Source organism: Stenotrophomonas maltophilia group sp. SKK55, from assembly GCF_057179845.1.
In genome coordinates this window covers 67,022-87,634 of sequence record NZ_JBXUHP010000011.1, presented here as the reverse complement: position 1 = coordinate 87,634, position 20,613 = coordinate 67,022, and the positions used below count along the sequence as shown (strand labels likewise).

The following is a 20,613-nucleotide window of genomic DNA, read 5'->3' as shown; positions in this document are numbered from 1 at the left end:
GGCAATCAGTAGGCGTTCGGGTTGTTGCCCATCTCTTCGGTGGTGGTCTTGCCCTTCAGCACGCGGTACACCCAGGTGGTGTAGGCGAGGATGATCGGCAGGAACACCGCCGTGGCCAGCAGCATGATCCACAGGGTCAGGTGGCTGGACGAGGCATCCCACACGGTCAGGCTGGAGGTGGGCTGGCTCGAGGACGGCAGCAGGAACGGGAAGATGGCGAAGCCGACGGTCAGGATGATGCCGGCGATGGCCGCACCGGAGGCGATGAAGGCCAAGCCACCACGACGGGCACGCAGCAGCACCGCACTGGCCAGCAGGCCCGCCAGGCCGAGCAGCGGGGCCAGGATCGTGGCCGGCATCGCGCTGTAGTTGCGCATCCAGCCACCGGCGGCGCCGAGTTCGGCGGTCTTCAGCAGCGGATTGGTGGCGCCATCGGTAACCACCTGCGAGGTGATCTGGTAACCCGGCAGGCCGAAGGCCACCCAGGCGCCACCCACTGCGAACAGCACGAAGGCGATGATTGCCGCGATGCTGCCGAAGCGGGCTGCACGTTCGGCCACCGGGCCGTCGGTCTTGATCACCAGCATGGCCGCACCGTGGGCGACCAGCATCGACACGCTGAGCAGGCCGGCCAGCAGCGCGAAGGGCATCAGCAGGCCGAAGAACGAGCCGGTGTAGAAGATGCGCATGCTGTCATCGAAATGGAACGGAACGCCCAACAGCACGTTGCCCACGGCCACGCCCATGATCAGTGCGGGAATGAAGCCACCGATGAACAGCGCCCAGTCCCAGGTGTTGCGCCAGCGTTCGCTGGGCATCTTGCTGCGGAACTTGAAGCCGACCGGACGCAGGATCAGGGCGAACAGGATCACGAACATCGCCAGGTAGAAGCCAGAGAAGCTGACCGCGTACAGCGGCGGCCAGGCGGCGAAGATCGCGCCGCCACCCAGGATCAGCCACACCTGGTTGCCTTCCCAGACCGGGCCGATGGTGTTGATCACCCGGCGGCGTTCGGCGTCAGTGCGGGCGACGAAGGGCAGCAGGGTGCCCACGCCCAGGTCGAAACCATCCATCACGGCGAAACCGATCAGCAGGATGCCGAGCAGCAGCCACCAGATCACGCGCAGCGTGGTGTAGTCCAGAAGAATGAAGTCCATCTTGGTTCTCCTGCCTCAGGCCTGGCCGGCGGCGGGCGCCGAGGCATTGTGGGAAGCATGCGGCTGGGGCGACTGCAGCGAAGGCAGCAGTTCGTCCGGACCCTTGCGGATCGCCTTGAGCATCAGCTTGATCTCGACCACGATCAGCGCGGTGTAGATCGCGGTGAAGCCGGCCAGGGTCAGCACGATTTCATGCAGGGCCAGGCCCGATGCCGCATAGAAGGTTGGCAGCACGCCATCGACCGCCCACGGCTGGCGACCATACTCGGCCACGAACCAGCCGCACTCGATCGCGATCCACGGTGCCGGCAGCGTCCACAGGGCCAGCTTGAGGAACCAGCGCTTGTCCTGGAAGTTGTTGCGGCACGAGTAGTAGAAGGCCAGCGCGAAGAAGGCGATCAGGTAGAAGCCCAGGCCGGCCATCACGCGGAAGGTCCAGAACAGCGGCATCACGCGCGGCACCGTGTCCATCGCCGCCTGCGAGATTTCCTGCGGGGTGGCGTTGAGGATGTCATCGCGGTAGCGCTTGAGCAGCAGGCCGTGGCCCAGGTCCTGCCAGTGGCGGTCGAACATCTCGCGTGCTTCCACGTCGTTCTTGTTCGCACGCAGGCGTTCCAGCGCGCCGTAGGCGAGCTGGCCGCCGCGCACGCGGTGTTCGGCGCGCTCGACCAGTTCCAGGATGCCTGGAATCGGCTGGTTCAACGAACGGGTGGCGATCAGGCCCATCAGGTAGGGGATCTTCACCGCATAGTCGTTCTGGTGGGTGTCCTGGTTCGGGATGCCGAAGGCGGTGAAGTCGGCCGGCGCACGCTCGGTCTCCCACATCGCTTCGATCGCGGCCAGCTTCATCTTCTGGTGTTCACTGGCGGCGTAACCGCTCTCGTCACCCAGCACCACCACCGACAGCGATGACAGCAGGCCGAACGCTGCGGCCACCGCGAACGAACGACGGGCCAGGTCCTTGTGCTTGTTGCGCAGCAGGAACAGGGCACTGATCGCCATCACGAACACCGCACCGGTCACGTAGCCGGCGCTGACGGTGTGCACGAACTTGGCCTGCGCCACCGGGTTGAACACCACCGCCATGAAGTCGACCACTTCCATGCGCATGGTTTCCGGGTTGAACACCGCACCGGTCGGGTTCTGCATCCAGCCATTGGCCACCAGGATCCAGATCGCCGACAGGTTGGTGCCCAACGCCATCAGCCAGGTCACCATCAGGTGCTTGACCTTGGTCAGGCGATTCCAGCCGAAGAAGAACAGGCCGACGAAGGTGGCTTCCAGGAAGAAGGCCATCAGGCCTTCGATCGCCAGCGGCGCACCGAAGATGTCACCCACGTAGTGGCTGTAGTAGGACCAGTTCATGCCGAACTGGAATTCCATGACAATGCCAGTGGCGACGCCCATGGCGAAGTTGATGCCGAACAGGACGCCCCAGAACAGGGTCATCCTGCGCCAGATCTCCTTGCCGGTCATCACGTACACGCTCTCCATGATGGCCACCATGAAGGACAGGCCGAGGGTGAGCGGTACGAATAGGAAGTGGTACATCGCGGTCAGCGCGAATTGCAGCCGCGACAGTTCTACGACTGTCTGATCAATCATGGCCTGGCTACCTCGTGGGATAGTGCCGTTGCAGGTGGCGGGAAGGGTGGTCTACGACGTGAATGATGTGACCGACTACTTCAAACAGCCTTGATCCAGATCAATGTATGAACAGATGCCCCGGTTGATCGTATGCCAACCCGATGAAGACTGCGACCGCTGGCCGCAGAGGTCGGCCATTGCCTGCGCCTACAATGCCGTGTCTCCCCCGTTGCCCGTGAAGACCCCTTGAGCGCCGCCGAAACCACCCCCGACGCCCTGTCCCCGGAGGCCGAAACTGCCCGCCAGCGTCGTGTCCGCGCGGCGTGGCTGGCCGATCTGGCCCATTCCGCCCGAGGCCGCCAGCAGCTGGCGGCACTGTGCATCAGCCTGTCCGGTGCCCTGTTGATCGGCCAGGCGGCCGCCATCGCCTGGCTGGTGCAGCAGGTGCTGGTGGAGCGCGCGCCGCTGGCCTCGGGGTTGCCGGTGCTGGGCGGTCTGGCGGCGATCCTGGTGGCGCGCACGCTGCTGGGCAGCGCCACCCAGGCCGCCGCCGGTGATGTGGCCGATGCCGCGCGGTTGGCCCTGCGTGAACGCGTGTTCGGACGCCTGCTTGGCCATGGGCCGCTGTGGCTGCGCCAGCGCCGCACCGGCGAACTGGGCGAACTGATGCTGCATCACGCTGATGCGATCGAGAGCTACTACAGCGGTTTCCTGCCGGTACGCACCGAAGTGGTGGTGGTGCCGCTGCTGATCCTGGCCGCCGTAGCCTGGGTCGACTGGGTGGTGGCGCTGATCCTGCTGTTCACTGCACCGTTGGTACCGTTCTTCATGATGCTGGTGGGCTGGGGGGCCGAAGCGGCCGGCCGCGCGCAGCTGGGTGAGCTGGCGCGGATGAGCGGCCATTTCGCCGACCGCATCAAGGGCCTGGGCCTGCTGCGCCTGTATGGCCGCGGCGAGGCTGAGCTGGAGGGGATCGAGGCGGCTGCCGAAGGCGTGCGCGTGCGTACCCTGAAGGTTCTGCGCATCGCTTTCCTCTCGTCCACGGTGCTGGAGTTCTTCGCCTCGGTCAGCGTGGCGATGGTCGCCCTGTACCTCGGGCTGAGCTATCTGGGCATGATGTCGTTGCATGCAACGGTACCGACGCTGGGGGCGGGCCTGTTCTGCCTGCTGCTGGCGCCGGAATTCTATGCGCCGCTGCGACGGCTGGCCGCCCACTACCACGACCGTGCCAATGCGCTGGCTGCCGCTGCCGAGGTGGAGCGCCTGCTGCAGTCGCTGCCCGATGAGCAGGGCCTGATCGAGAACGAAGCTGCGCCGCTGGCGGTGGAGCCGGCCGAGGCCGCGCTGCCGCCGCTGCGGGCACAGGGTCTGGTGCTGCGTCCGCTGGGCGCGCCGCACGATGTGCTGCAGGATCTGGACGTGCTGCTGGAAGCGGGCCAGCGCCTGGCCCTGGTCGGTCCCAGCGGGTCCGGCAAGAGTACGTTGCTGGAGGCGCTGGCCGGTTGGCTGCCGCCGCGTGCCGGCAAGCTGCAGGTGCGTCCCGGCGTGCAGGTGGCCTATGCCAGCCAGCGTCCGTACCTGTTCCACGGCAGCATCGCCGACAACCTGCGCCTGGCCGATCCCGGCGCCAGCGATGCGCGCCTGCGCGCGGTGGCCGAGGCTTCGCAGGTACTGCAGTTTGCGCAGCGCCTGCCGCAGGGGCTGGATACGGTGATCGGCGAACGTGGCTTCGGCCTGTCCGGTGGTGAGGCGCGTCGCATCGGCCTGGCCCGCCTTCTGCTGCGTGATCCGCAGGTGCTGCTGCTGGACGAACCCACCGCGTTCCTGGATGCCGATACCGAAGCGGCATTGCTGCGCAGCCTGGCCGCATATGCACGTGGCCGCAGCGTGGTGGTCGCCACCCACAGCCCGGCGGTGATCGCCTGGGCCGATCGTTGCCTGCTGTTGCCGGAAGGCCGCCTGGTGGAACCGGCACAGGCGGTGCGCGCATGAGCCGTTCGCCTGATTCGCTGCGCGCGGTGTTCCTGCGTCATCGTCCGCGCCTGTTGCTGACGATCCTGTTGTTGTGGACCACGATGCTGGCCGGCACTGCATTGCTGGGCCTGTCCGGTGGTTTCCTCACTGCGGCCGCGCTGGCCGGTGCCGCAGGCCTGGGGCAGGGATTCAATTTCTTCTCGCCGTCTGCGGGTATCCGTGGCTTGACCATGGCGCGCATCGTGTCGCGCTACTTCGAAAAGCTGGTGGGCCACGATGCCACCCTGCGCATCGCCCGCGATCTGCGCGTCTGGTTCTTCCGCCGCGCGCTGCCACTGGCGCCGGCACGGCTGGGGGCTACGCGTACCGGCGAGTTGCTGGCGCGACTGCTGGGCGACATCGGCGAAGTGGATGGCCTGCTGGTACGGGCGATCGGGCCGCTGGTGGCGCTGGGTGCGCTGTCGGTGGTGGCGGTTGCATCGGCGGCGCTGATCCTGCCGTCGGCGGCAGTGCTGCTGGCGGTGCTGGCGCTGCTGATCGCCTTCGGTGTGCCGTGGCTGGGCGTGCGTGGCCACGATGATGAAGAAGCCGACCGCGCCGCGCATCGCGCCGCATTGCGCACCGCGGCCTTTGAAGGGTTGGAAGGGGCGGGAGATCTGGCCGCGCTGCATGCCGATGCCGCGTGGCAGCTGAAGGTACGCGTGGCAGCCAAGCTGCTGGTCTCGCGCGACCGCCGCCGTCGCTGGCGCCTGATCGCGGCCTCGACCCTGCACGGCCTGGTGGCCGGGCTGGGCCTGGTGGCGATGCTGGCGTTGGCCCTGCACGCCGCCGAACGGCAGCGCATCGCGCCGGAGATGGCGGCGGGCCTCGTGTTCCTGACCGTGGCGTTGATTGAACTGTGGGCCGGCATGGGCCTGGCCTGGCAGTCGCTGCAGTCCGGGCGCATTGCCGCAGATCGCCTGCAGGCGATCGTCGAGCAACCGCCGACGGTGGACGATCCGCAAGTGCCACAGCCGGTGCCGCAAGCCGCGCGCGTGCATTGGGACGATGTGCATTTCCAGTGGCCGGGCGCGGCGCGGCCGGTGCTGTCCGGTCTCCAGCTGACCCTGGCGCCAGGCGAACGCATTGCCATCCGCGGCGACAGCGGCAGTGGCAAGACCACGCTGTCCAGCCTGCTGCTGCGGCTGTGGGATCCGCAGCAGGGGCGAATCACCTATGGTGGCCGCGATCTGCGCGACGTCGCCCAGGCTGAGTGGCACCAGCAACTGGCGTGGCTGCCACAGAACGCACCGGTGTTTGCCGGCAGCGTGGCAGAAAACCTGCGGTTGGGCGATCCCGATGCCAGCGACGCCGCCTTGTGGGCGGTCCTCCGTCGCGTGCGCCTGGGCGACTGGGCCGAGCGCAACGGGGGCCTGCAGGCTTGGGTGGGCGAGAACGGCGCGACGATGTCGGCCGGCCAGGCGCGACGGCTGGCGCTGGCGCGGGCGCTGCTGCGCAACGCGCCGATCCTGCTGCTGGACGAACCAACCGAAGGGTTGGACGTGGATACCGCACGTGCGCTGCTGCACGATCTCTCCGGGTTGCTGGACGGGCGCAGCCTGTTGATGATCACCCACGACGACCTGCCCGAAGGCGTGGTCGATGCGCAGTACCGGTTGCGTGATGGGGTGTTGATCCGCGAACTCTGATCGAGGCATGTCCACGCGTGGCGTGGATCTACTGTAGAGCAGAGGCAGCCGAGCATGGGCTCGGCTCTACAGGTTGGCTATCGCGAGAACTCGCGCAGCAGTACCGCGATCGAGGCCACGTTGGCCAGCACGCACAGCCAGAGCACCCATTGGAACGCGGCCTTGCGGTGCTTGTGGCGGAACATCGCCTGGCCCAGCAGCGCGCCGGGCCAACCACCGGCAAAGGCCAGCAGCTGCAGGGTGCGCTCGGGAATCCGCCACTGCTTTCGCTGCGCCGCGCGCTTGTCATGGCCATAGAGGCCGAACGACACTGCGCTGGCCAGCACGCACCAGCCGCCCAGCCACAGCGGCAGCACGCCGCTGATCATCAGCGCGATCAACGCGCCGAAGGCAGCCAGCGCGAGATTACGCCGCCACGCCACTTACAGCGCGTCGAGGAAGCCGCGCACGGCCGGGCCGAAACGCTCGAAATCGACGAGGAAGGCGTCGTGGCCCTGCGGCGATTCCAGGCCGATGAAGTGCGCATCGGCACCGCCGGCGCGCAGGCCATCGGCAACCTGTTGCTGCTGCTGCACGGGGAACAGGATATCGGTGTTGGCGCCGATCGCCAGCGCCTTCTCCACGCGGATCTTTGCGAGCCCGGCCAGCACGTCGCCGTCGGCATACTCGGCCAGGTCGAACCAGTCCATCGAGCGGCTCAGGTACAGGTAGCAGTTGGGATCGAAGAAACGCACGAAGCGCCGTGCGTGGCCTTCCAGATAGCTTTCCACCTGGAATTCCAGGCCGAACGGATCGTCGTCGGTCTGGTCCGAATCCAGCCGCACGCGGCCGAAGCGGCCATCCCACTCCAGCGCGGAGCGGTAGGTGATCACGCCCAGTTTGCGCGCCATGCGCATGCCGGACTCGGGGTACTCGGCATCGTCGTAGTGGCCGCCATTCCAGCGCGGGTCAAGGCGGATCGCCTCGCGCTGCAGCGAGCGGATCGCGATCGAGAACGGCAACGCCTGCGCGCTGCCGGAAATGTTGACGTGGCTGCGCGCGATGCCCGGATGCAGCATCAGGATGGCAAGGGCCGTCATGCCGCCCATCGAGTTGCCGACCACGCAGGCCAGCCGCTCGATACCTAGTGCACGCACGACGTCGACGGCGGCGCGGGCACCGTCTTCGATCGACAGCTCGGGGAAGTCCAGGCGGTAGGGCTGACCGTTGGCCGGGTTGAGCGAAGCGGGGCCGGTCGAGCCCTTGCAGCTGCCCAGCGAGTTCACGCAGACCACGAAACAGCGGTTGGTATCGATGGGCTTGCCGGGGCCAACCATCGCTTCCCACCAGCCCGGTGCCGGGTTGGCCTCGTTGGCCGCTGCATGCGCGTCTGGGGACAGGCCGGTCACGATCAGGATCGCATTGCTGGCATCGGCCGCCAGCGTTCCCCAGGTCTCGTAGGCCACGCGCGCGCCGTGCAGGGCGCCACCGCGCTTGAACGGGAACGGCGAAGGCAGGGCGTGGAAGCGGGTGCCGGGCGGGATGAATTCGGTCATGCAGGCATTCTAGCGGGGCGGCATGTGGAGCTGGCGACACGCTGGTTTCCAGCAGCGGGTGGACGCGGACCGGACCGTCGTATCCACGCATGGCGTGGATCTGCTGTAGAGCCGAACCGATGCTCGGCTGGCGGGCGCCGGCAACCCAATCGCAGCCGAGCGTGGGCTCGGCTCTACAAGTCAGGGAAACCGCAGTTCCACCACGCCTTCATGCGGCAGGCTTACCTTCACTGGAACGCTCTGCAGGTCGCCCTCGCTGCGGTTGGCGCTGCCGGTGCGTGAGATGCGTGCCAGTACTTCCACTTCGCGATGGGCTGACAGCGGTGCGGTTGGCATCGGACTGTCACCGTCGCCCAGCCCGACCGTGTCCGGGAATCCGCTCAGCGGCAGCTTGCGAGCGGCCACCGGCATCGGCGGGCCACCGACGGCACGGGCCAGCACGAACACCTGGGTGCTGGCGGGCCACTCGGCGTTGTTCAGTGCCGGCAGCTGCACGCGCACCTGCAGCAGCGCCGGTGGCGCCGCGGCGCCAGCATCGGGCGCCTGGCCGGCGGCCTCGCGGGCAATCGCGATCTGCGCCTGCAGCGCCTGCGCGGCACCCGGTTCCAGTCGCGGCAGCAGGCCGCTCCACACGTCCGCAGCCTCGGCGTTCTTTCCGCGTTGGCGCAGGGCGATGCCCAGCAGCCAGCTGGCGCGCTCGGCGTCAGGGGCCTGTGTACGTGCCTGCTGCAACCAGGCCATCGCGGTGTCATCGAACTGCTTGCCGGCATCAGCCTGCGCGCGCGCCTGCGCGGCTTCCACCAGCACGCCAGGATCATCCGGTGCCAATTCGGCGGCCTTCGCGAAGGCGTCTGCCGCAGCTGAGGCATTGCCCAGTTCGGCCTGCGAACGCCCGAGCAATGCCCAGCCATCGGCACGCTGAGGGTCGCGCTTCAGTGCATCCTGCAGGGCCTGCACGCCATCGCGCAGGGTGGCTACCGACGGCGTCGGCTGTACCTGTGCTGCACGCGGATCACCGACCAGCAGGTACAGGCAGGCACCGGCCACGCCCAGTGCGAACACGACGACCACGAAACCGCGACGACCGTGGTGGCGCAACGGCCACAGCACCAGTGCTGCCATCAGCGCAGCAACCAGGCCGGCCAGCACCGGCAGCCAATGGTTCACCATTCGTCTCCTTCATCGGCCTTGCCGGCCGGCGCCGCGCTGACGCTGCGTCCACGCCGGCGGACGATGCCCAGCACCACCAGTGCACCGGCGGCGAGCACCACCAGGGGGCCGCCCCACAGCAGGCAGGTACCCGGCTGCAACGGCGGCTGATAGAGCACGAACTCACCGTATCGGGCGACCAGGAACTGCTTGATCTGTGCGTTGTCGTGGCCCTGCTGCATCAGCTGCAGCACCTCGCGGCGCAGGTCCTGGGCGATCTGCGCGTTCGAATCGGCCAGCGACTGGTTCTGGCACTGCACGCAGCGCAGCTGCGCGGCCAGGTCATGGAAGCGGCGTTCCTCGGCATCATCGCGGAACTGCAGCGGCTGCGGATCGTGCAGCGGCTGCTGGGCCAGCGAGGCCAGCGGCACCATCAGAAGCAGCAACGCCAGCAGCCAGCGCATGGGTTCAGGGCGCCGTTTGCAGGGTGTTGCCGGCACTGCCCTGGGCCTTCTCGATCTTCTCCAGTGCCGGGATCAGCTTCTCGTCGACCACGCGCTGGGTCATCGCGCCACTGTACTTCCAGCGCACGATGCCACTGCCATCGACCAGGAACGTCTCCGGTGCGGCGGTCACGCCCCAGTCGATCGCGGTGCGGCCCTCGACGTCACTGAGCACCACCATGAACGGGTTGCCCAGCTGTTCCAGCCAGTGCAGCGCGTCGGTCGGATCATCCTTCCAGTTGTAGCCGATCACGCGCACGCGCTTGCTCTCGGCAAAGCGGGTCAACACCGGGTGTTCCTCACGGCAGGCCGCGCACCAGCTGCCCCAGACGTTCAGCAGATAGGGCGCGCCGCGCAGCTCGTCGCTGTGTACGATCATTTCCGGGTCATGCAGCACTGGCAGCGCGAACGCCGGCGCCGGCTTGTCGATCAGCGCCGACGGCAGCACGTCGCGCTGCGGGTCGCCCGATTTCATCACCCCATAGATCATCAGCCCGAGCAGACCGAAGAAGAACAGCACGCCGATCACGATGGCTACCGGCGGCAGCGGGCGGGAGGGGCGCGGGGCGGGGGACTCGGACATGGGAACTCCTACGGACGACGGAAACGGCGGTCGGCGGCGGTGATGAATCCGCCCAGGGCCATCAGCAGCGCGCCGAGCCAGATCCAGCGCACGAACGGCTTGATGTGCACCCGGACCGCCCATGCATTGTTGCCCAGCGGCTCGCCCAATGCCACGTAGACGTCGCCGTCGAAGCGTGCATCGATGCCGGCCTCGGTCATCACCTGGCCGCCACTGGCGTACTGGCGCTTCTCGGGATGCAGCAGGGCCTGCTCGCGGCCGTTGCGGAACACCCGCAGGTGGCCTCGATCAGCGATGAAATTCGGCCCTTCGCGATGGTCCACGCCTTCGAAGCGGACTTCGTAGCGACCGACCACCAGCTGCTGGCCCGGCGCCAGCGCCACTTCGCGCTGCACGTTCAGCGCCTCCACCAGCAGCGCGCCGGCCAGGAACACGGCGATGCCGGCGTGGGCGACGATCATGCCGAGCATCTCGGCGGTGAAGCGGCCATTGCCGCGCAGGCGCTGCCAGACGAAGCGTGCGGTGCCGAGTGCGACCCAGGCCGCAGCGGCGACGCCGATACCGGCCTTCCAGCCATTCTGCGGTGCCTGCCACCAGGCCAGCGCGCCCAGCAATACTGCCAGGCCCAGCCAGGGTGCCAGCAGCGCGAAGGCGCGCGAGGGCTGGTCACGCTGCCATTTCACCAGTGGGCCGAACGGCAGCAACAGGATCATCGGTGCCATCAGCAGCAGGAACAGGCTGCCGAAGTAGGGCGGACCGACCGAGATCTTGCCCAGCGACAGCGCATCGGCCAGCAGCGGGTACAGCGTGCCGAGCAGCACCATCGCGCAGGCGGTGGCCAGCAGCAGGTTGTTGGCCAGCAGCAGGGTCTCGCGCGAGGTGGCGGTGAAGCCACGGCGCGGATCATCGGCATCCACGCTCAGCTGGCTGGCGCGCAGCGCGTACAGCAGCAGGCTGCCACCGACCAGCACTGACAGGAACACCAGGATGAACAGGCCGCGCGAAGGATCGGCGGCGAATGAATGCACGCTGGTCAGCACGCCCGAGCGCACCAGGAAGGTGCCCAGCAGCGACAGCGCGAAGGCGGCGATCGCCAGCAGCAGGGTCCAGCTGCCGAAGGTGCCGCGCTTTTCGGTCACGGCCTGTGAATGGATCAGTGCCGCACCGACCAGCCACGGCATGAAGCTGGCATTTTCCACCGGGTCCCAGAACCACCAGCCGCCCCAGCCCAGCTCGTAGTAGGCCCACCAGCTGCCCAGTGCGATGCCCAGGGTCAAAAAGCCCCAGGCAACGTTGGTCCACGGCCGCGTCCAGCGCAGCCAGCGCGCATCCACGCGACCTTCCAGCAATGCCGCCACCGCGAACGCGAACGGCACCGCAAAGCCCACGTAACCGATGTACAGCATCGGCGGGTGGATGATCAGCCCCGGATCCTGCAGCAGCGGATTGAGGTCGCGGCCTTCCAGCGGCGCCGGGTTCAGGCGCAGGAACGGATTGGAGGTGAAGATCAGGAAGGCGAGAAAGCCGACGCTGACCACGCCCATCACTGCCAGCACGCGGGCCTGCACCGGTGCCGGCAGGTGCCGCGAGAACAGCGCCACCGCGCCGGTCCACAATGCCAGCACCAGCGCCCACATCAGCAGCGAGCCCTCATGCGCGCCCCACACCGCCGAATAGCGGTAGATCAGCGGCAGCAGCGAATTGGAGTTCTCGGCCACGTAGCGCACCGAGAAATCCTGCTGCACGAACGCGGCGGTCAGCACCGCGAAGGCGCCGGCCAACAGCAGCAGCTGCGCGAAGGCGGCAGGCCGCGCCACCGCCATCCATGCCGCGTTGTTGCGATGCGCACCGGCCAGCGGCAGGCCGGCCTGCAGCAGCGAGGCCAGCAACGCACACAACAGCAGGATCTGACCCAGTTCGGGCAGCACTCAGCGTACCTCGGGGGCCGTCACCGGCACGTCGTGCTTGCGATGGGCATCGCCCATCTTGTCGGCCACTTCCTTCGGCACGTACTTCTCATCGTGCTTGGCCAGCACTTCGTCGGCGACGAAGACACCGTCCTGCAGGCGGCCACTGGCGACAACCGCGGTGCCTTCGGCGAACATGTCCGGCAGGATCCGCGAGGTGGTCACCGCCAGCTGTGCATCGCCGTCGGTCACGTCGAAGCGCGCCTCCAGCGAGCCGACCGGGCGGTTGAAGGAGCCCTTCACCACCATGCCGCCCAAGCGGAAACGCGACTGTGCATCGACATCGCCGCGCAGCACTTCCGAAGGGGTGTACAGGTAGGCGATGTTGCGCTCCAGCGCCATCGCCACCAGCGCGGTGGCCAGGCCGGAGGCGAGCAGGGCCAGCAGCACCCACACCAGGCGGCGACGCTGCACCGGGGTCATCGTTCCAGCTCCGTCGACAGCGGCGTCGCCGCGTCCTGCCTGCCAGCGCGGGTCTGCTGCCGTTGCTGGCGGGCCAGTGCCAGCCGGCGCGCCACGCGCAGGCGCAGCCACGAACCGAGGGCATCGGCGCCGAGCACCAGCACGAATACGGCGTAGGCGCCGATCACATAGGGCAGGTGGGTCATGGCTGGGCTTCCCGTGAGGCGCGCGCGGCATGGACACGGCCGCCGACCCAGGCCTTGCCGGCCTCGCGGTCGAGATTGTCGGCGCGGGCCTTGGCCAGCACCGAACCGGCGAACCAGAACTTGGTGCCGATCACCATCCACCACAGCGGCGCGATCATCGCGCTGCTGATCGCCGATTCACCGAACACGTTGATCGACTGGCGCTGGTGCAGGCCACCCCACCAGTCCACCGAATAGCGGATCACCGGCAGCAGGCTGACACCTACAATGGCCAGCAGGCCAGCGGCGCGCGCAGCGCTGCGGCGGTCCTCGATGGCGTGGTACAGGCCGATCACGCCCAGGTACAGGAACAGCAGTACCAGTTCGCTGGTCATGCGCGGGTCCCAGTCCCACCAGGTGCCCCAGGTGCCCTTGCCCCAGATGCTGCCGGTCAGCAGGGTGATGAGGGTGAAGCCGGCGCCCATCGGCGCGCAGGCCATGGCCAGGATCTCGCAGACCTTGATCCGCCAGATCAGCGCGATCGCGGCATACAGCGCCATCAGCGCGAACACGAACAGGCTCATCCAGGCACTGGGCACGTGGATGTAGAGAATGCGGAAGCTGTCCAGCTGCTTGGCTTCCGGCGGCACCACCAGCAGCGCCTGCCACATGCCGACCAGCAGCACCGGCACTGCTGCAAGGTAGAACACCCGCGACCAGCGGGCAGCGAAACGGTCGAACGTGGGAGGCGAACCGAGTTGGTGGAACCAGCGGACAATCGGATTCATGCGTGGCGGCTATCCAGCAGGGGTGGATTGGCTCTCAGCTCGGTCAACTCAGAGAAATACGTATTGCAGCGGCGGTGGCCAGCGGCGCCAGCACCAGCGCGACCAGCAGGCCGGCGCCCAGCATCAGCAGCGCACCGACCGGATCCTGCCCGCGTCCGGCTGCCGCCAGGCCGCCTGCACCGAACACCAGCACCGGCACGTACAGCGGCAACGACAGCAACGCCACGAGAATACCAGAGCGCCGGATGCCGACGGTCAGTGCAGCGACCACGCCACCGATCAGGCTCAGCAACGGCGTTCCCAGCAGCAACGATGCCAGCAACATCGGCAGCTGGTCATGCGGCAGATGCAGCATTTCGGCCAGCAGCGGGCTGACCACGATCAACGGCAGTGCCGTGGTGGCCCAGTGCAGCAGTACGCGCACCAGTACCAGCCAGGCCAGCGGCACCGGCGCCAGCAGCCACTGTTCCAGCGAGCCATCTTCGGCGTCGGAACGGAACAGCGAATCCAGCGACAGCTGTCCCGCCAGCAGCACGGCCAGCCACAGCACCGCGCCGGCGGTAGCGGCCAGCAGTTGTGGCTCACGACCCTGGGCCAGCGCGAACAGCACCACCACCAGCACCGCGAACAGCAGCGGTTGCAGCGCGTCGCCGCGTCGGCGCCAGAGCAGGCGCAGGTCGCGCTTGAGCAGGGCGCCTGCGGTCTGCCACAGGCCTGGTTCGGTGCCCGGCGCGATCATGCGGCACCGCCGAGGTCGAGCTGGCGGGTGCGCACCGGCGGTGCGGCATAGGCGCCGTGGGTGGTGACCAGCGCAGCGCCGCCGGCGCGCAGGTGCGCCGAAATCATCCGGTTGACCAGGGTGATTCCCTCCAGGTCGAGGTTGGCGTAGGGTTCGTCGAGCAGCCACAGTGGCGCCGGCGACAGCCAGATGCGCGCCAGTGCCAGCCGCCGCTTCTGCCCGGCCGACAGGTGGCGTACCAGAGTGTCCTCGTAACCGGCCAGGCCGACGATGGCCAGCGCGTTGCCGGGCATCTGCCGCGCACGACGGCCGTGCAGGCCGCACAGGAAGTGCAGGTTCTCCAGCGTGCCGAGGTCCGGCTTCAGCGCCGGCAGGTGGCTGAGATAGGCGACATAGCGCGCACGCTCGGCGTTGCTGGCGGGCTTGCCATCGATTCGCACCTGGCCGGCGCCGGGCCGGGCCAGGCCGGCCAGAACGCGCAGCAGGGTGGTCTTGCCGGCGCCGTTGCCACCCTGCACCAGCAGGGCTTCGCCGGCGTCCACATGGAAGTCCAGCGGGCCGAACACCGGCTCGTCATTGCGGGAGAAGCTCAGGCCGCTGGCGGCCAGCAATGCAGGGGTGTTCAAGGGGCAGGGGTCTTCATGCCGGAGTGCGGTCGCAATTGTAGCGGTGAATGCTGTCCCGGTAGCGCCGGGCCATGCCCGGCGGCCGCAAGGCATATGCAAAGAGCCGCCGGGCATGGCCCGGCGCTACCGGCTGAACCCACAGTCGCAGCGCGGATTTCGTACACTTCTGGGCCTCGTTCCCCACAGTCCAGGCCGATGCAACCCACCACCAAGCTGCCCAAGGTCGGTACCACGATCTTCACCGTGATGTCCCAGCTCGCCGCCGAACACGGCGCGGTCAACCTGGGCCAGGGTTTCCCGGACTTTTCCGCGCCGCAGCGCCTGATCGATGAGACGGCCAGGGCGATGGCCGCCGGGCTGAACCAGTACCCGCCGATGACCGGCGTAGCCCCGCTGCGCCAGGCCATCGCCCAGAAGGCGCTGGACTGCTACGGCGCGCAGGTGGATGCGGACAGCGAGATCACCGTCACCAGCGGCGGCACCGAGGCCATCTTCAACGCCATCCACGCCGTGGTGCGTGCGGGCGAGGAAGTGATCGTGCTCGACCCGGCCTACGACTGCTACGAGCCGGCGATCGACCTGGCCGGCGCCAAGGCGGTGCATGTGTCGCTCGATCCGCAGACCTTCGCCGTCGATTGGGATCGCGTGCGTGCAGCGATCTCCCCGCGCACCCGCATGTTGATCGTCAACACCCCGCACAATCCGTCCGGCGCGATGCTGTCGGCGCAGGACATGCAGGCGCTGGCCGAACTGCTGCGCGGCACGCAGATCTACCTGATTTCCGATGAAGTGTATGAGCACATCATTTACGACGGCCGTCGCCATGAGTCAGCGCTGCGCTACCCGGAACTGCGCGAGCGCGCGTTCGTGATCTCCAGCTTCGGCAAGACCTACCACTGCACCGGCTGGAAGATCGGCTATGCGATCGCCCCGCCGGCGCTGACCGCCGAGTTCCGCAAGGTGCACCAGTACAACACCTTCACCAGCTTCGGCCCGGCGCAGTACGGTTTCGCCGCGATGATCCGCGATGAGCCGGAACACCACCTGGAACTGGGCGCGTTCTACCAGGCCAAGCGCGACCGCTTCCGCGAGCAGCTGGCCAGCACCCGCCTGAAGGCGCTGCCGGTACCGGGCGGCTACTTCCAGCTGGTCGACTACTCGGCCATCAGCGACCTGCCGGACCATGAGTTCGTGAAGTGGCTGACCATCGAGAAGGGCGTGACCGCCATCCCGCTGTCGCCGTTCTATGAGACTCCGCCGGCCGGCCAGCGCCTGGTGCGCCTGTGCTTCGCCAAGAACGAAGCGACCATGGACGCGGCGATCGAACGCCTGCGCCTGCTGTGAGCGGAGGCATGGACATGCAGGACCTGCGCATTTCCCTCGTCCAGGGCGACACCCGCTGGCACGACCCGGCCGGCAACCGCGCCTACTACGGCGCGCTGCTGGCACCGCTGGCCGGCACCACCGACCTGGTGATCCTGCCGGAGACCTTCACCAGTGGTTTCTCCAACGAGGCCATTGCCCAGGCCGAAGGCATGGACGGCCCGACCGTGGCCTGGGTGCGCGAGCAGGCCAAGGCCTTGAACGCGGCGGTGATCGGCAGCGTGCAGCTGCGTGATGGCGAAGGCGTCTACAACCGCCTGCTGTTCGCCACGCCCGATGGCACGCTGGAGTACTACGACAAGCGCCACCTGTTCCGTTACGGCGGCGAGCACGAGCGTTATGCCGCCGGCCGTGAGCGCCTGAGCGTGGAATGGAAGGGCTGGCGGATCAATCCGCAGGTCTGCTACGACCTGCGCTTCCCGGTGTTCTGCCGCAACCGCTACAACGTCGAGCGTCCGCAGCAGCTGGACTTCGATCTGCAGATCTTCGTGGCCAACTGGCCGTCGGCGCGCGCCTATGCGTGGAAGACCCTGCTGCGCGCGCGCGCGATCGAGAACCTGTGCTTCGTGGCGGCGGTAAACCGCGTCGGCGTGGACGGCAACCAGCTGCACTACGCCGGCGACAGCGCGGTGATCGACTTCCTTGGCCAGCCGCAGGTGGAGATCCGCGAACGCGAACAGGTGGTGACCACCACCATCTCGGCCGATGCCCTGGCCGCACATCGCGCGCGCTTCCCGGCGATGCTCGATGCCGATGCCTTCCACCTGGACGAACAGGCCTGAGCCACGGCCTGAACAATGCCGCACCAGCGCGCGCGCCTGCATCCAACGTGCACGCGCGCGCTGCTAGATTTGCCGTCAGTCCGACCGAACTGGAAGTCCTGCCATGAACAAGCCTTTCGCCGTGCTGCTGGCCCTGTCTGCTGCAACGCTGGCCCCGGCTGCGCACGCTGCCGGCAATCTCGATTGCCAGCTGCGCTACAACCTGTCCGGCTGGTCGCTGATCTACAAGACCGCCTCCGGCAACGGCACCGTCACCTGCAGCAATGGCGCCAGCATGCCGGTACGTATCGAAGTGAAGGGCGGCGGCCTGACCGTGGGCAAGTCGAAGATCACCAATGGCCGTGGCAGCTTCACTGGCGCCGTCAGCGTCAACGAACTGCTGGGCACCTACGCCTCGGTTGGCGCGCATGCGGGTGCCGTGAAGTCCAGCAACGCGCAGGTGATGACCAAGGGTGACATCTCGCTGGCCCTGTCCGGTACCGGCAAGGGCTGGGACCTGGGCGTGGACGGCGCCGCCTTCACCATCAGCCGTCGCTGATCCCAAAAAAAGGGGACGGAGGGGATTAAGTCGCTTTCGCCCCTTTGAGGCAAAAGCGACTTAATCCCCTCCGTCCCCTTTTTGTATCAGATGCCGTCGGTGTTGGTGCGCACGATCAGCTTCCAGCGGATGTCGCCTTCGTGGGGCGCGTGCTGGTGATGGGATTGGGGCGGAATGGATCGTTCTTGTTGCACGTCACTTCACGCTTGCAGCCCTTGCACCGATAGATGCCTGACGTCTGGACCTTCTCGGCCGGGCCATGCGTGTCAGTCCATACCTGTGTGACCTTCTCTGCCTGCAGGTGCGCTGCTTCGGTGTACCACGCCATCGTCAATGCCTCATGTTGCGGGTGAGGGTTCACGATAGGCGTTCATCGCGTTGCTCGCGTCGACCTATGGCACTAATTGCACGTTTTCAAAGAATTCCTAGCTCACGCTTTTCATCCGCGCATGGCGTGGATCTGCCAACGGATCGACCCAACAGACAAAGAAAAACCCCGGCCTGGGCCGGGGTTTCTCATTTCAGCGTGGCCTGTGATCAGCCGCCGCGTGGGCCGCTACGGCGCGGGCCGCCCGGGCCGCGGTTGCCGCCGGGACCACGGTTGCCACCCGGACCGCCGGGGCCGCGGTTACCTCCGGGGCCACGGTTGCCACCGCCCGGGCCGCGACCGCCCGGACGGGCGCCCTGTGCCGGCTTCGGGCTGCCATACGGGTTGAAACCCGGGGTTGCATGGTCGGACGGGAAGCTCGGGGCGTTGCCCGGATGACCGTACGGGTGCTTGTTGCCCTGGCCCTGCGAGCGGTTGCCGGCACCGGCCGGACGACCCTGGCCGCCTGCGCCGCCACGGCCTTCACCACCGAAACCGCCACGGCCCTGGCCGCCGGCGGCGCCCGGGCCCTTCGGCTTGCCGTACGGACGGCCCTGGCCGCCCGCGCCCGGACCACGGGCACCCGGGCCACGTGCGCCCGGACCGGCGTTGCGATGGCCGCTCGGGCCGGTGCTCACGCCGTCCGGCACGTACCAGGTACGGAACGCGGCCGGGTTGCCTTCCGGCAGCGAGCGATCATTCTTCGGCGGGCGCTGCTTGAACGGCTTCTGCGACTGCTTGGCCGCCGCTTCACCGCTGACCGTCAGGCCGCCCTTGAAGCCGCCACCCTTGCCGCCGCGACCACGGCCGCGGTCTTCGCGGACGTTGTCGAAACGGCGCAGCTCGCGGCCTTCGTCGGCGGTGTTGTGGCCGTTGACGTAGGCGTTGCCACGGCCACCTTCGCGCACGCGCACGGTGGTCTTGGCGGCGCGGCGCTGGCCGATCACCGGCTGCAGCGTCAGTGCCGACGGTGCGCCTTCTTCCAGCTTCAGCTGGGCGCGCAGCGCTTCCACCTGAGCGGTGCCCAGTTCCACCGAATGGCCACGGGCCAGTTCGCGCGGCAGGCTCACCTTGCCATAGCGGGTGCGCTTCAGGCGGCTGACCTGGCAGCCCTGCGATTCCCACAGGCGGCGCACTTCGCGGTTGCGGCCTTCCTTCACCACGACGCGGAACCAGTCGTGGGAATCGGTGCCGCCGATGCGTTCGATCTCATCAAACTTGGCCGGACCGTCTTCCAGTGCGACGCCACGGCTGAGGCGGTCGACGATGGCGTCGGAGACCTTTTCCTCGCCTTCCGGTGCACGCACGCGCACCACGTACTCGCGCTCGACCTCGAACGACGGGTGCATCATGGCGTTGGCCAGCTCACCGTCGGTGGTGGCCAGCAGCAGGCCGGTGGTGTTGATGTCCAGGCGGCCGATGGCGATCCAGCGCGCGCCCTTCAGCGGCGGCAGCGACTCGAACACGGTCGGGCGGCCTTCGGGATCTTCGCGGGTGGTCACCTGGCCTTCCGGCTTGTTGTAGACCAGCACGCGCGACGGCTCGGCCAGGGCAGTGGCGACGAAGCCACGGCCATCCAGTTCGATCCTGTCGCCGCTCTTGACCGACATGCCGGTCTGCGCGACTTCACCGTTGACCTTGACCAGGCCTTCGGCGATGCGCTGTTCCAGCGCGCGGCGCGAGCCGAGGCCGGCCTGGGCCAGCACCTTGTGCAGGCGCTCTTCCAGCTTGAACTGTTCGGAGGTGGCTTCGCGCTTCAGCGAGAGCTTGTTACGGGGGGTGTCACTCATCAGTTTTGCTCCGGCCGACGGTTTCGAGGTCGGCCTCTGGTTCGGAATCGGCTTGGTCAACAGCCACGGTCGTCATCGCGACGGCGTTGTCTTCGCGTTCGTTCACTGGCACCGCGCGCTCGCCCGGCGCGGAATCGGGGTGCCCATCATCGAGGGGCGAAGGTGCTTGCTCATCGGAGGCCGATGCAGGGGCTGCATTGGCGGAATCGGGGGTGTCACCGCCGGCCAGGCCGGCGTCATCGTTCGCGGCAACGCCATCGGCGCCGGCCGAGATGTCCGGGCCCTCGGCACCGGCCACGGCCGGTGCATCACGGTCCAGGGCCAGCTGCGGTTCCAGCTCACCCAGGTCCTTCAGTTCCGACAGCGGCGGCAGTTCGTCCAGCCGCTTCAGCCCGAAGTAGTCCAGGAAGCCCTTGGTGGTGCCGAACAGCGCCGGCTTGCCGGGCACGTCACGGTGGCCGACCACGCGGATCCATTCGCGTTCTTCCAGTGCCTGGATGATGTTGCTGCTGACCGCCACGCCGCGCACCTGCTCGATCTCGCCGCGGGTGATCGGCTGCCGGTAGGCGATCAGCGCCAGGGTTTCCAGGGTGGCACGGGTGTAGCGGGTCTTGCGTTCGGTCCACAGTCGGCTGATCCAGCCATGTACTTCGCTGGTGACCTGGTAGCGGAAGCCGGAGGCGACCTCGACCAGTTCCACGCCACGACCTTCGCAGGCCTCGCGCAGGCGCTCCAGCGCACGTTCGATGCTGCCCGGCGGTGCCGGTTCCTCTTCCGGGAACAGGTCCTTCAGCTGGGCCAGGGTGAGTGGCTGGCTGGAGGCCAGCAGGGCACCCTCGACAATGCGGTCGATCAGCGATTGATCCATCG

The 20,613-nt window shown here is 67.8% G+C and carries 20 protein-coding genes; 5 read left to right on the top strand and 15 right to left on the bottom strand.

Going from position 1 to position 20,613, the window contains the following annotated elements:
- Positions 1-5: 5 nt before the first annotated feature.
- Both cydB and AC2A1N_RS05305 read right to left on the bottom strand, forming a co-directional pair.
- On the bottom strand, positions 6-1,157 hold the full coding sequence (cydB, locus tag AC2A1N_RS05310) for a cytochrome d ubiquinol oxidase subunit II (protein ID WP_053501030.1): 1,152 nt from the start codon (positions 1,155-1,157) through the stop codon (positions 6-8).
- A 15-nt stretch (positions 1,158-1,172) separates the two neighbouring features.
- Positions 1,173-2,762 (bottom strand): cytochrome ubiquinol oxidase subunit I, encoded by a 1,590-nt coding sequence (locus AC2A1N_RS05305; RefSeq protein ID WP_053501033.1) that lies wholly within the window; start codon positions 2,760-2,762, stop codon positions 1,173-1,175.
- Positions 2,763-2,990: 228 nt separating this feature from the next.
- Here AC2A1N_RS05305 and cydD point away from each other — a divergent pair, with 228 nt between their 5' ends.
- Positions 2,991-4,736, top strand: a complete 1,746-nt coding sequence (cydD, locus tag AC2A1N_RS05300; protein ID WP_242893352.1) for a thiol reductant ABC exporter subunit CydD — start codon at positions 2,991-2,993, stop codon at positions 4,734-4,736.
- Positions 4,733-6,406, top strand: coding sequence for a thiol reductant ABC exporter subunit CydC (cydC, locus tag AC2A1N_RS05295; protein WP_242893355.1), 1,674 nt, complete (start codon positions 4,733-4,735; stop codon positions 6,404-6,406). The genes cydD and cydC overlap by 4 nt, the downstream gene beginning before the upstream one ends.
- A gap of 77 nt (positions 6,407-6,483) precedes the next feature.
- Here cydC and AC2A1N_RS05290 read toward each other — a convergent pair whose 3' ends face one another.
- The 11 genes from AC2A1N_RS05290 to ccmA form a co-directional block, all read right to left on the bottom strand.
- Positions 6,484-6,828, bottom strand: a complete 345-nt coding sequence (locus AC2A1N_RS05290) for a DUF1294 domain-containing protein (RefSeq protein WP_242893358.1) — start codon at positions 6,826-6,828, stop codon at positions 6,484-6,486.
- The gene (metX, locus tag AC2A1N_RS05285; protein ID WP_242893362.1) at positions 6,829-7,941 is read right to left on the bottom strand and encodes a homoserine O-acetyltransferase MetX; all 1,113 of its coding nucleotides are present in this window, start codon (positions 7,939-7,941) and stop codon (positions 6,829-6,831) included.
- 180 nt (positions 7,942-8,121) lie between these two features.
- Entirely contained in the window at positions 8,122-9,111 is a 990-nt protein-coding gene (locus AC2A1N_RS05280; protein ID WP_242893364.1) for a tetratricopeptide repeat protein, read from the bottom strand.
- Positions 9,105-9,554: a cytochrome c-type biogenesis protein gene (locus AC2A1N_RS05275; protein WP_242893366.1), complete on the bottom strand. Its 450-nt coding sequence runs from the start codon at positions 9,552-9,554 to the stop codon at positions 9,105-9,107. Before AC2A1N_RS05275 ends, AC2A1N_RS05280 begins: the two co-directional genes overlap by 7 nt.
- Positions 9,555-9,558: 4 nt before the next feature.
- Entirely contained in the window at positions 9,559-10,176 is a 618-nt protein-coding gene (locus tag AC2A1N_RS05270) for a DsbE family thiol:disulfide interchange protein (protein WP_061478021.1), read from the bottom strand.
- 8 nt (positions 10,177-10,184) lie between these two features.
- On the bottom strand, positions 10,185-12,104 hold the full coding sequence (locus tag AC2A1N_RS05265; protein ID WP_134969230.1) for a heme lyase CcmF/NrfE family subunit: 1,920 nt from the start codon (positions 12,102-12,104) through the stop codon (positions 10,185-10,187).
- Positions 12,105-12,566 carry a cytochrome c maturation protein CcmE gene (gene ccmE / locus AC2A1N_RS05260; protein ID WP_061478019.1) on the bottom strand — a complete coding sequence of 154 codons (462 nt, stop codon included), beginning with the start codon at positions 12,564-12,566 and terminating at the stop codon, positions 12,105-12,107.
- Complete coding sequence (locus AC2A1N_RS05255; RefSeq protein ID WP_134969232.1) at positions 12,563-12,751, bottom strand: heme exporter protein CcmD; 189 nt, start codon at positions 12,749-12,751, stop codon at positions 12,563-12,565. Before AC2A1N_RS05255 ends, ccmE begins: the two co-directional genes overlap by 4 nt.
- A complete protein-coding gene (gene ccmC / locus AC2A1N_RS05250; RefSeq protein ID WP_484371716.1) occupies positions 12,748-13,518 on the bottom strand; it encodes a heme ABC transporter permease CcmC in 771 nt (256 codons plus the stop codon). Before ccmC ends, AC2A1N_RS05255 begins: the two co-directional genes overlap by 4 nt.
- Positions 13,519-13,561: 43 nt before the next feature.
- Complete coding sequence (gene ccmB / locus AC2A1N_RS05245; RefSeq protein ID WP_134969234.1) at positions 13,562-14,257, bottom strand: heme exporter protein CcmB; 696 nt, start codon at positions 14,255-14,257, stop codon at positions 13,562-13,564.
- Positions 14,254-14,976, bottom strand: coding sequence for a heme ABC exporter ATP-binding protein CcmA (gene ccmA, locus AC2A1N_RS05240; protein ID WP_423181106.1), 723 nt, complete (start codon positions 14,974-14,976; stop codon positions 14,254-14,256). The genes ccmB and ccmA overlap by 4 nt, the downstream gene beginning before the upstream one ends.
- A 102-nt stretch (positions 14,977-15,078) precedes the next feature.
- Here ccmA and AC2A1N_RS05235 point away from each other — a divergent pair, with 102 nt between their 5' ends.
- The 3 genes from AC2A1N_RS05235 to AC2A1N_RS05225 all read left to right on the top strand — a co-directional run bounded on the left by AC2A1N_RS05235 (position 15,079) and on the right by AC2A1N_RS05225 (position 17,586).
- Complete coding sequence (locus AC2A1N_RS05235) at positions 15,079-16,227, top strand: pyridoxal phosphate-dependent aminotransferase (RefSeq protein ID WP_061478016.1); 1,149 nt, start codon at positions 15,079-15,081, stop codon at positions 16,225-16,227.
- 14 nt (positions 16,228-16,241) lie between these two features.
- Positions 16,242-17,048: an amidohydrolase gene (locus AC2A1N_RS05230; RefSeq protein ID WP_484371713.1), complete on the top strand. Its 807-nt coding sequence runs from the start codon at positions 16,242-16,244 to the stop codon at positions 17,046-17,048.
- 103 nt (positions 17,049-17,151) lie between these two features.
- Positions 17,152-17,586 carry a hypothetical protein gene (locus tag AC2A1N_RS05225; RefSeq protein ID WP_061478014.1) on the top strand — a complete coding sequence of 145 codons (435 nt, stop codon included), beginning with the start codon at positions 17,152-17,154 and terminating at the stop codon, positions 17,584-17,586.
- 537 nt (positions 17,587-18,123) lie between these two features.
- On the opposite strand, the gene AC2A1N_RS05220 is transcribed toward AC2A1N_RS05225, so the two are convergent.
- Positions 18,124-19,743 carry a pseudouridine synthase gene (locus AC2A1N_RS05220; protein ID WP_346476896.1) on the bottom strand — a complete coding sequence of 540 codons (1,620 nt, stop codon included), beginning with the start codon at positions 19,741-19,743 and terminating at the stop codon, positions 18,124-18,126.
- Positions 19,736-20,611 carry an SMC-Scp complex subunit ScpB gene (scpB, locus tag AC2A1N_RS05215; protein WP_134968726.1) on the bottom strand — a complete coding sequence of 292 codons (876 nt, stop codon included), beginning with the start codon at positions 20,609-20,611 and terminating at the stop codon, positions 19,736-19,738. The genes AC2A1N_RS05220 and scpB overlap by 8 nt, the downstream gene beginning before the upstream one ends.
- Between the last annotated feature and the right edge of the window lie 2 nt (positions 20,612-20,613).

Bases quoted from the DNA above. Each gene is read 5' to 3' on its own strand.
- AC2A1N_RS05275 (WP_242893366.1), bottom strand. From the start codon at position 9,554: ATGCGCTGGCTGCTGGCGTTGCTGCTTCTGATGGTGCCGCTGGCCTCG.
- AC2A1N_RS05220 (WP_346476896.1), bottom strand. From the start codon at position 19,743: ATGAGTGACACCCCCCGTAACAAGCTCTCGCTGAAGCGCGAAGCCACC.
- metX (WP_242893362.1), bottom strand. From the start codon at position 7,941: ATGACCGAATTCATCCCGCCCGGCACCCGCTTCCACGCCCTGCCTTCG.
- ccmB (WP_134969234.1), bottom strand. From the start codon at position 14,257: ATGATCGCGCCGGGCACCGAACCAGGCCTGTGGCAGACCGCAGGCGCC.
- AC2A1N_RS05270 (WP_061478021.1), bottom strand. From the start codon at position 10,176: ATGTCCGAGTCCCCCGCCCCGCGCCCCTCCCGCCCGCTGCCGCCGGTA.
- cydB (WP_053501030.1), bottom strand. From the start codon at position 1,157: ATGGACTTCATTCTTCTGGACTACACCACGCTGCGCGTGATCTGGTGG.
- ccmC (WP_484371716.1), bottom strand. From the start codon at position 13,518: ATGAATCCGATTGTCCGCTGGTTCCACCAACTCGGTTCGCCTCCCACG.
- AC2A1N_RS05235 (WP_061478016.1), top strand. From the start codon at position 15,079: ATGCAACCCACCACCAAGCTGCCCAAGGTCGGTACCACGATCTTCACC.
- AC2A1N_RS05305 (WP_053501033.1), bottom strand. From the start codon at position 2,762: ATGATTGATCAGACAGTCGTAGAACTGTCGCGGCTGCAATTCGCGCTG.
- ccmE (WP_061478019.1), bottom strand. From the start codon at position 12,566: ATGACCCCGGTGCAGCGTCGCCGCCTGGTGTGGGTGCTGCTGGCCCTG.
- AC2A1N_RS05225 (WP_061478014.1), top strand. From the start codon at position 17,152: ATGAACAAGCCTTTCGCCGTGCTGCTGGCCCTGTCTGCTGCAACGCTG.
- AC2A1N_RS05255 (WP_134969232.1), bottom strand. From the start codon at position 12,751: ATGACCCACCTGCCCTATGTGATCGGCGCCTACGCCGTATTCGTGCTG.
- scpB (WP_134968726.1), bottom strand. From the start codon at position 20,611: ATGGATCAATCGCTGATCGACCGCATTGTCGAGGGTGCCCTGCTGGCC.
- ccmA (WP_423181106.1), bottom strand. From the start codon at position 14,976: ATGCCTTGCGGCCGCCGGGCATGGCCCGGCGCTACCGGGACAGCATTC.
- cydC (WP_242893355.1), top strand. From the start codon at position 4,733: ATGAGCCGTTCGCCTGATTCGCTGCGCGCGGTGTTCCTGCGTCATCGT.
- AC2A1N_RS05280 (WP_242893364.1), bottom strand. From the start codon at position 9,111: ATGGTGAACCATTGGCTGCCGGTGCTGGCCGGCCTGGTTGCTGCGCTG.
- AC2A1N_RS05230 (WP_484371713.1), top strand. From the start codon at position 16,242: ATGCAGGACCTGCGCATTTCCCTCGTCCAGGGCGACACCCGCTGGCAC.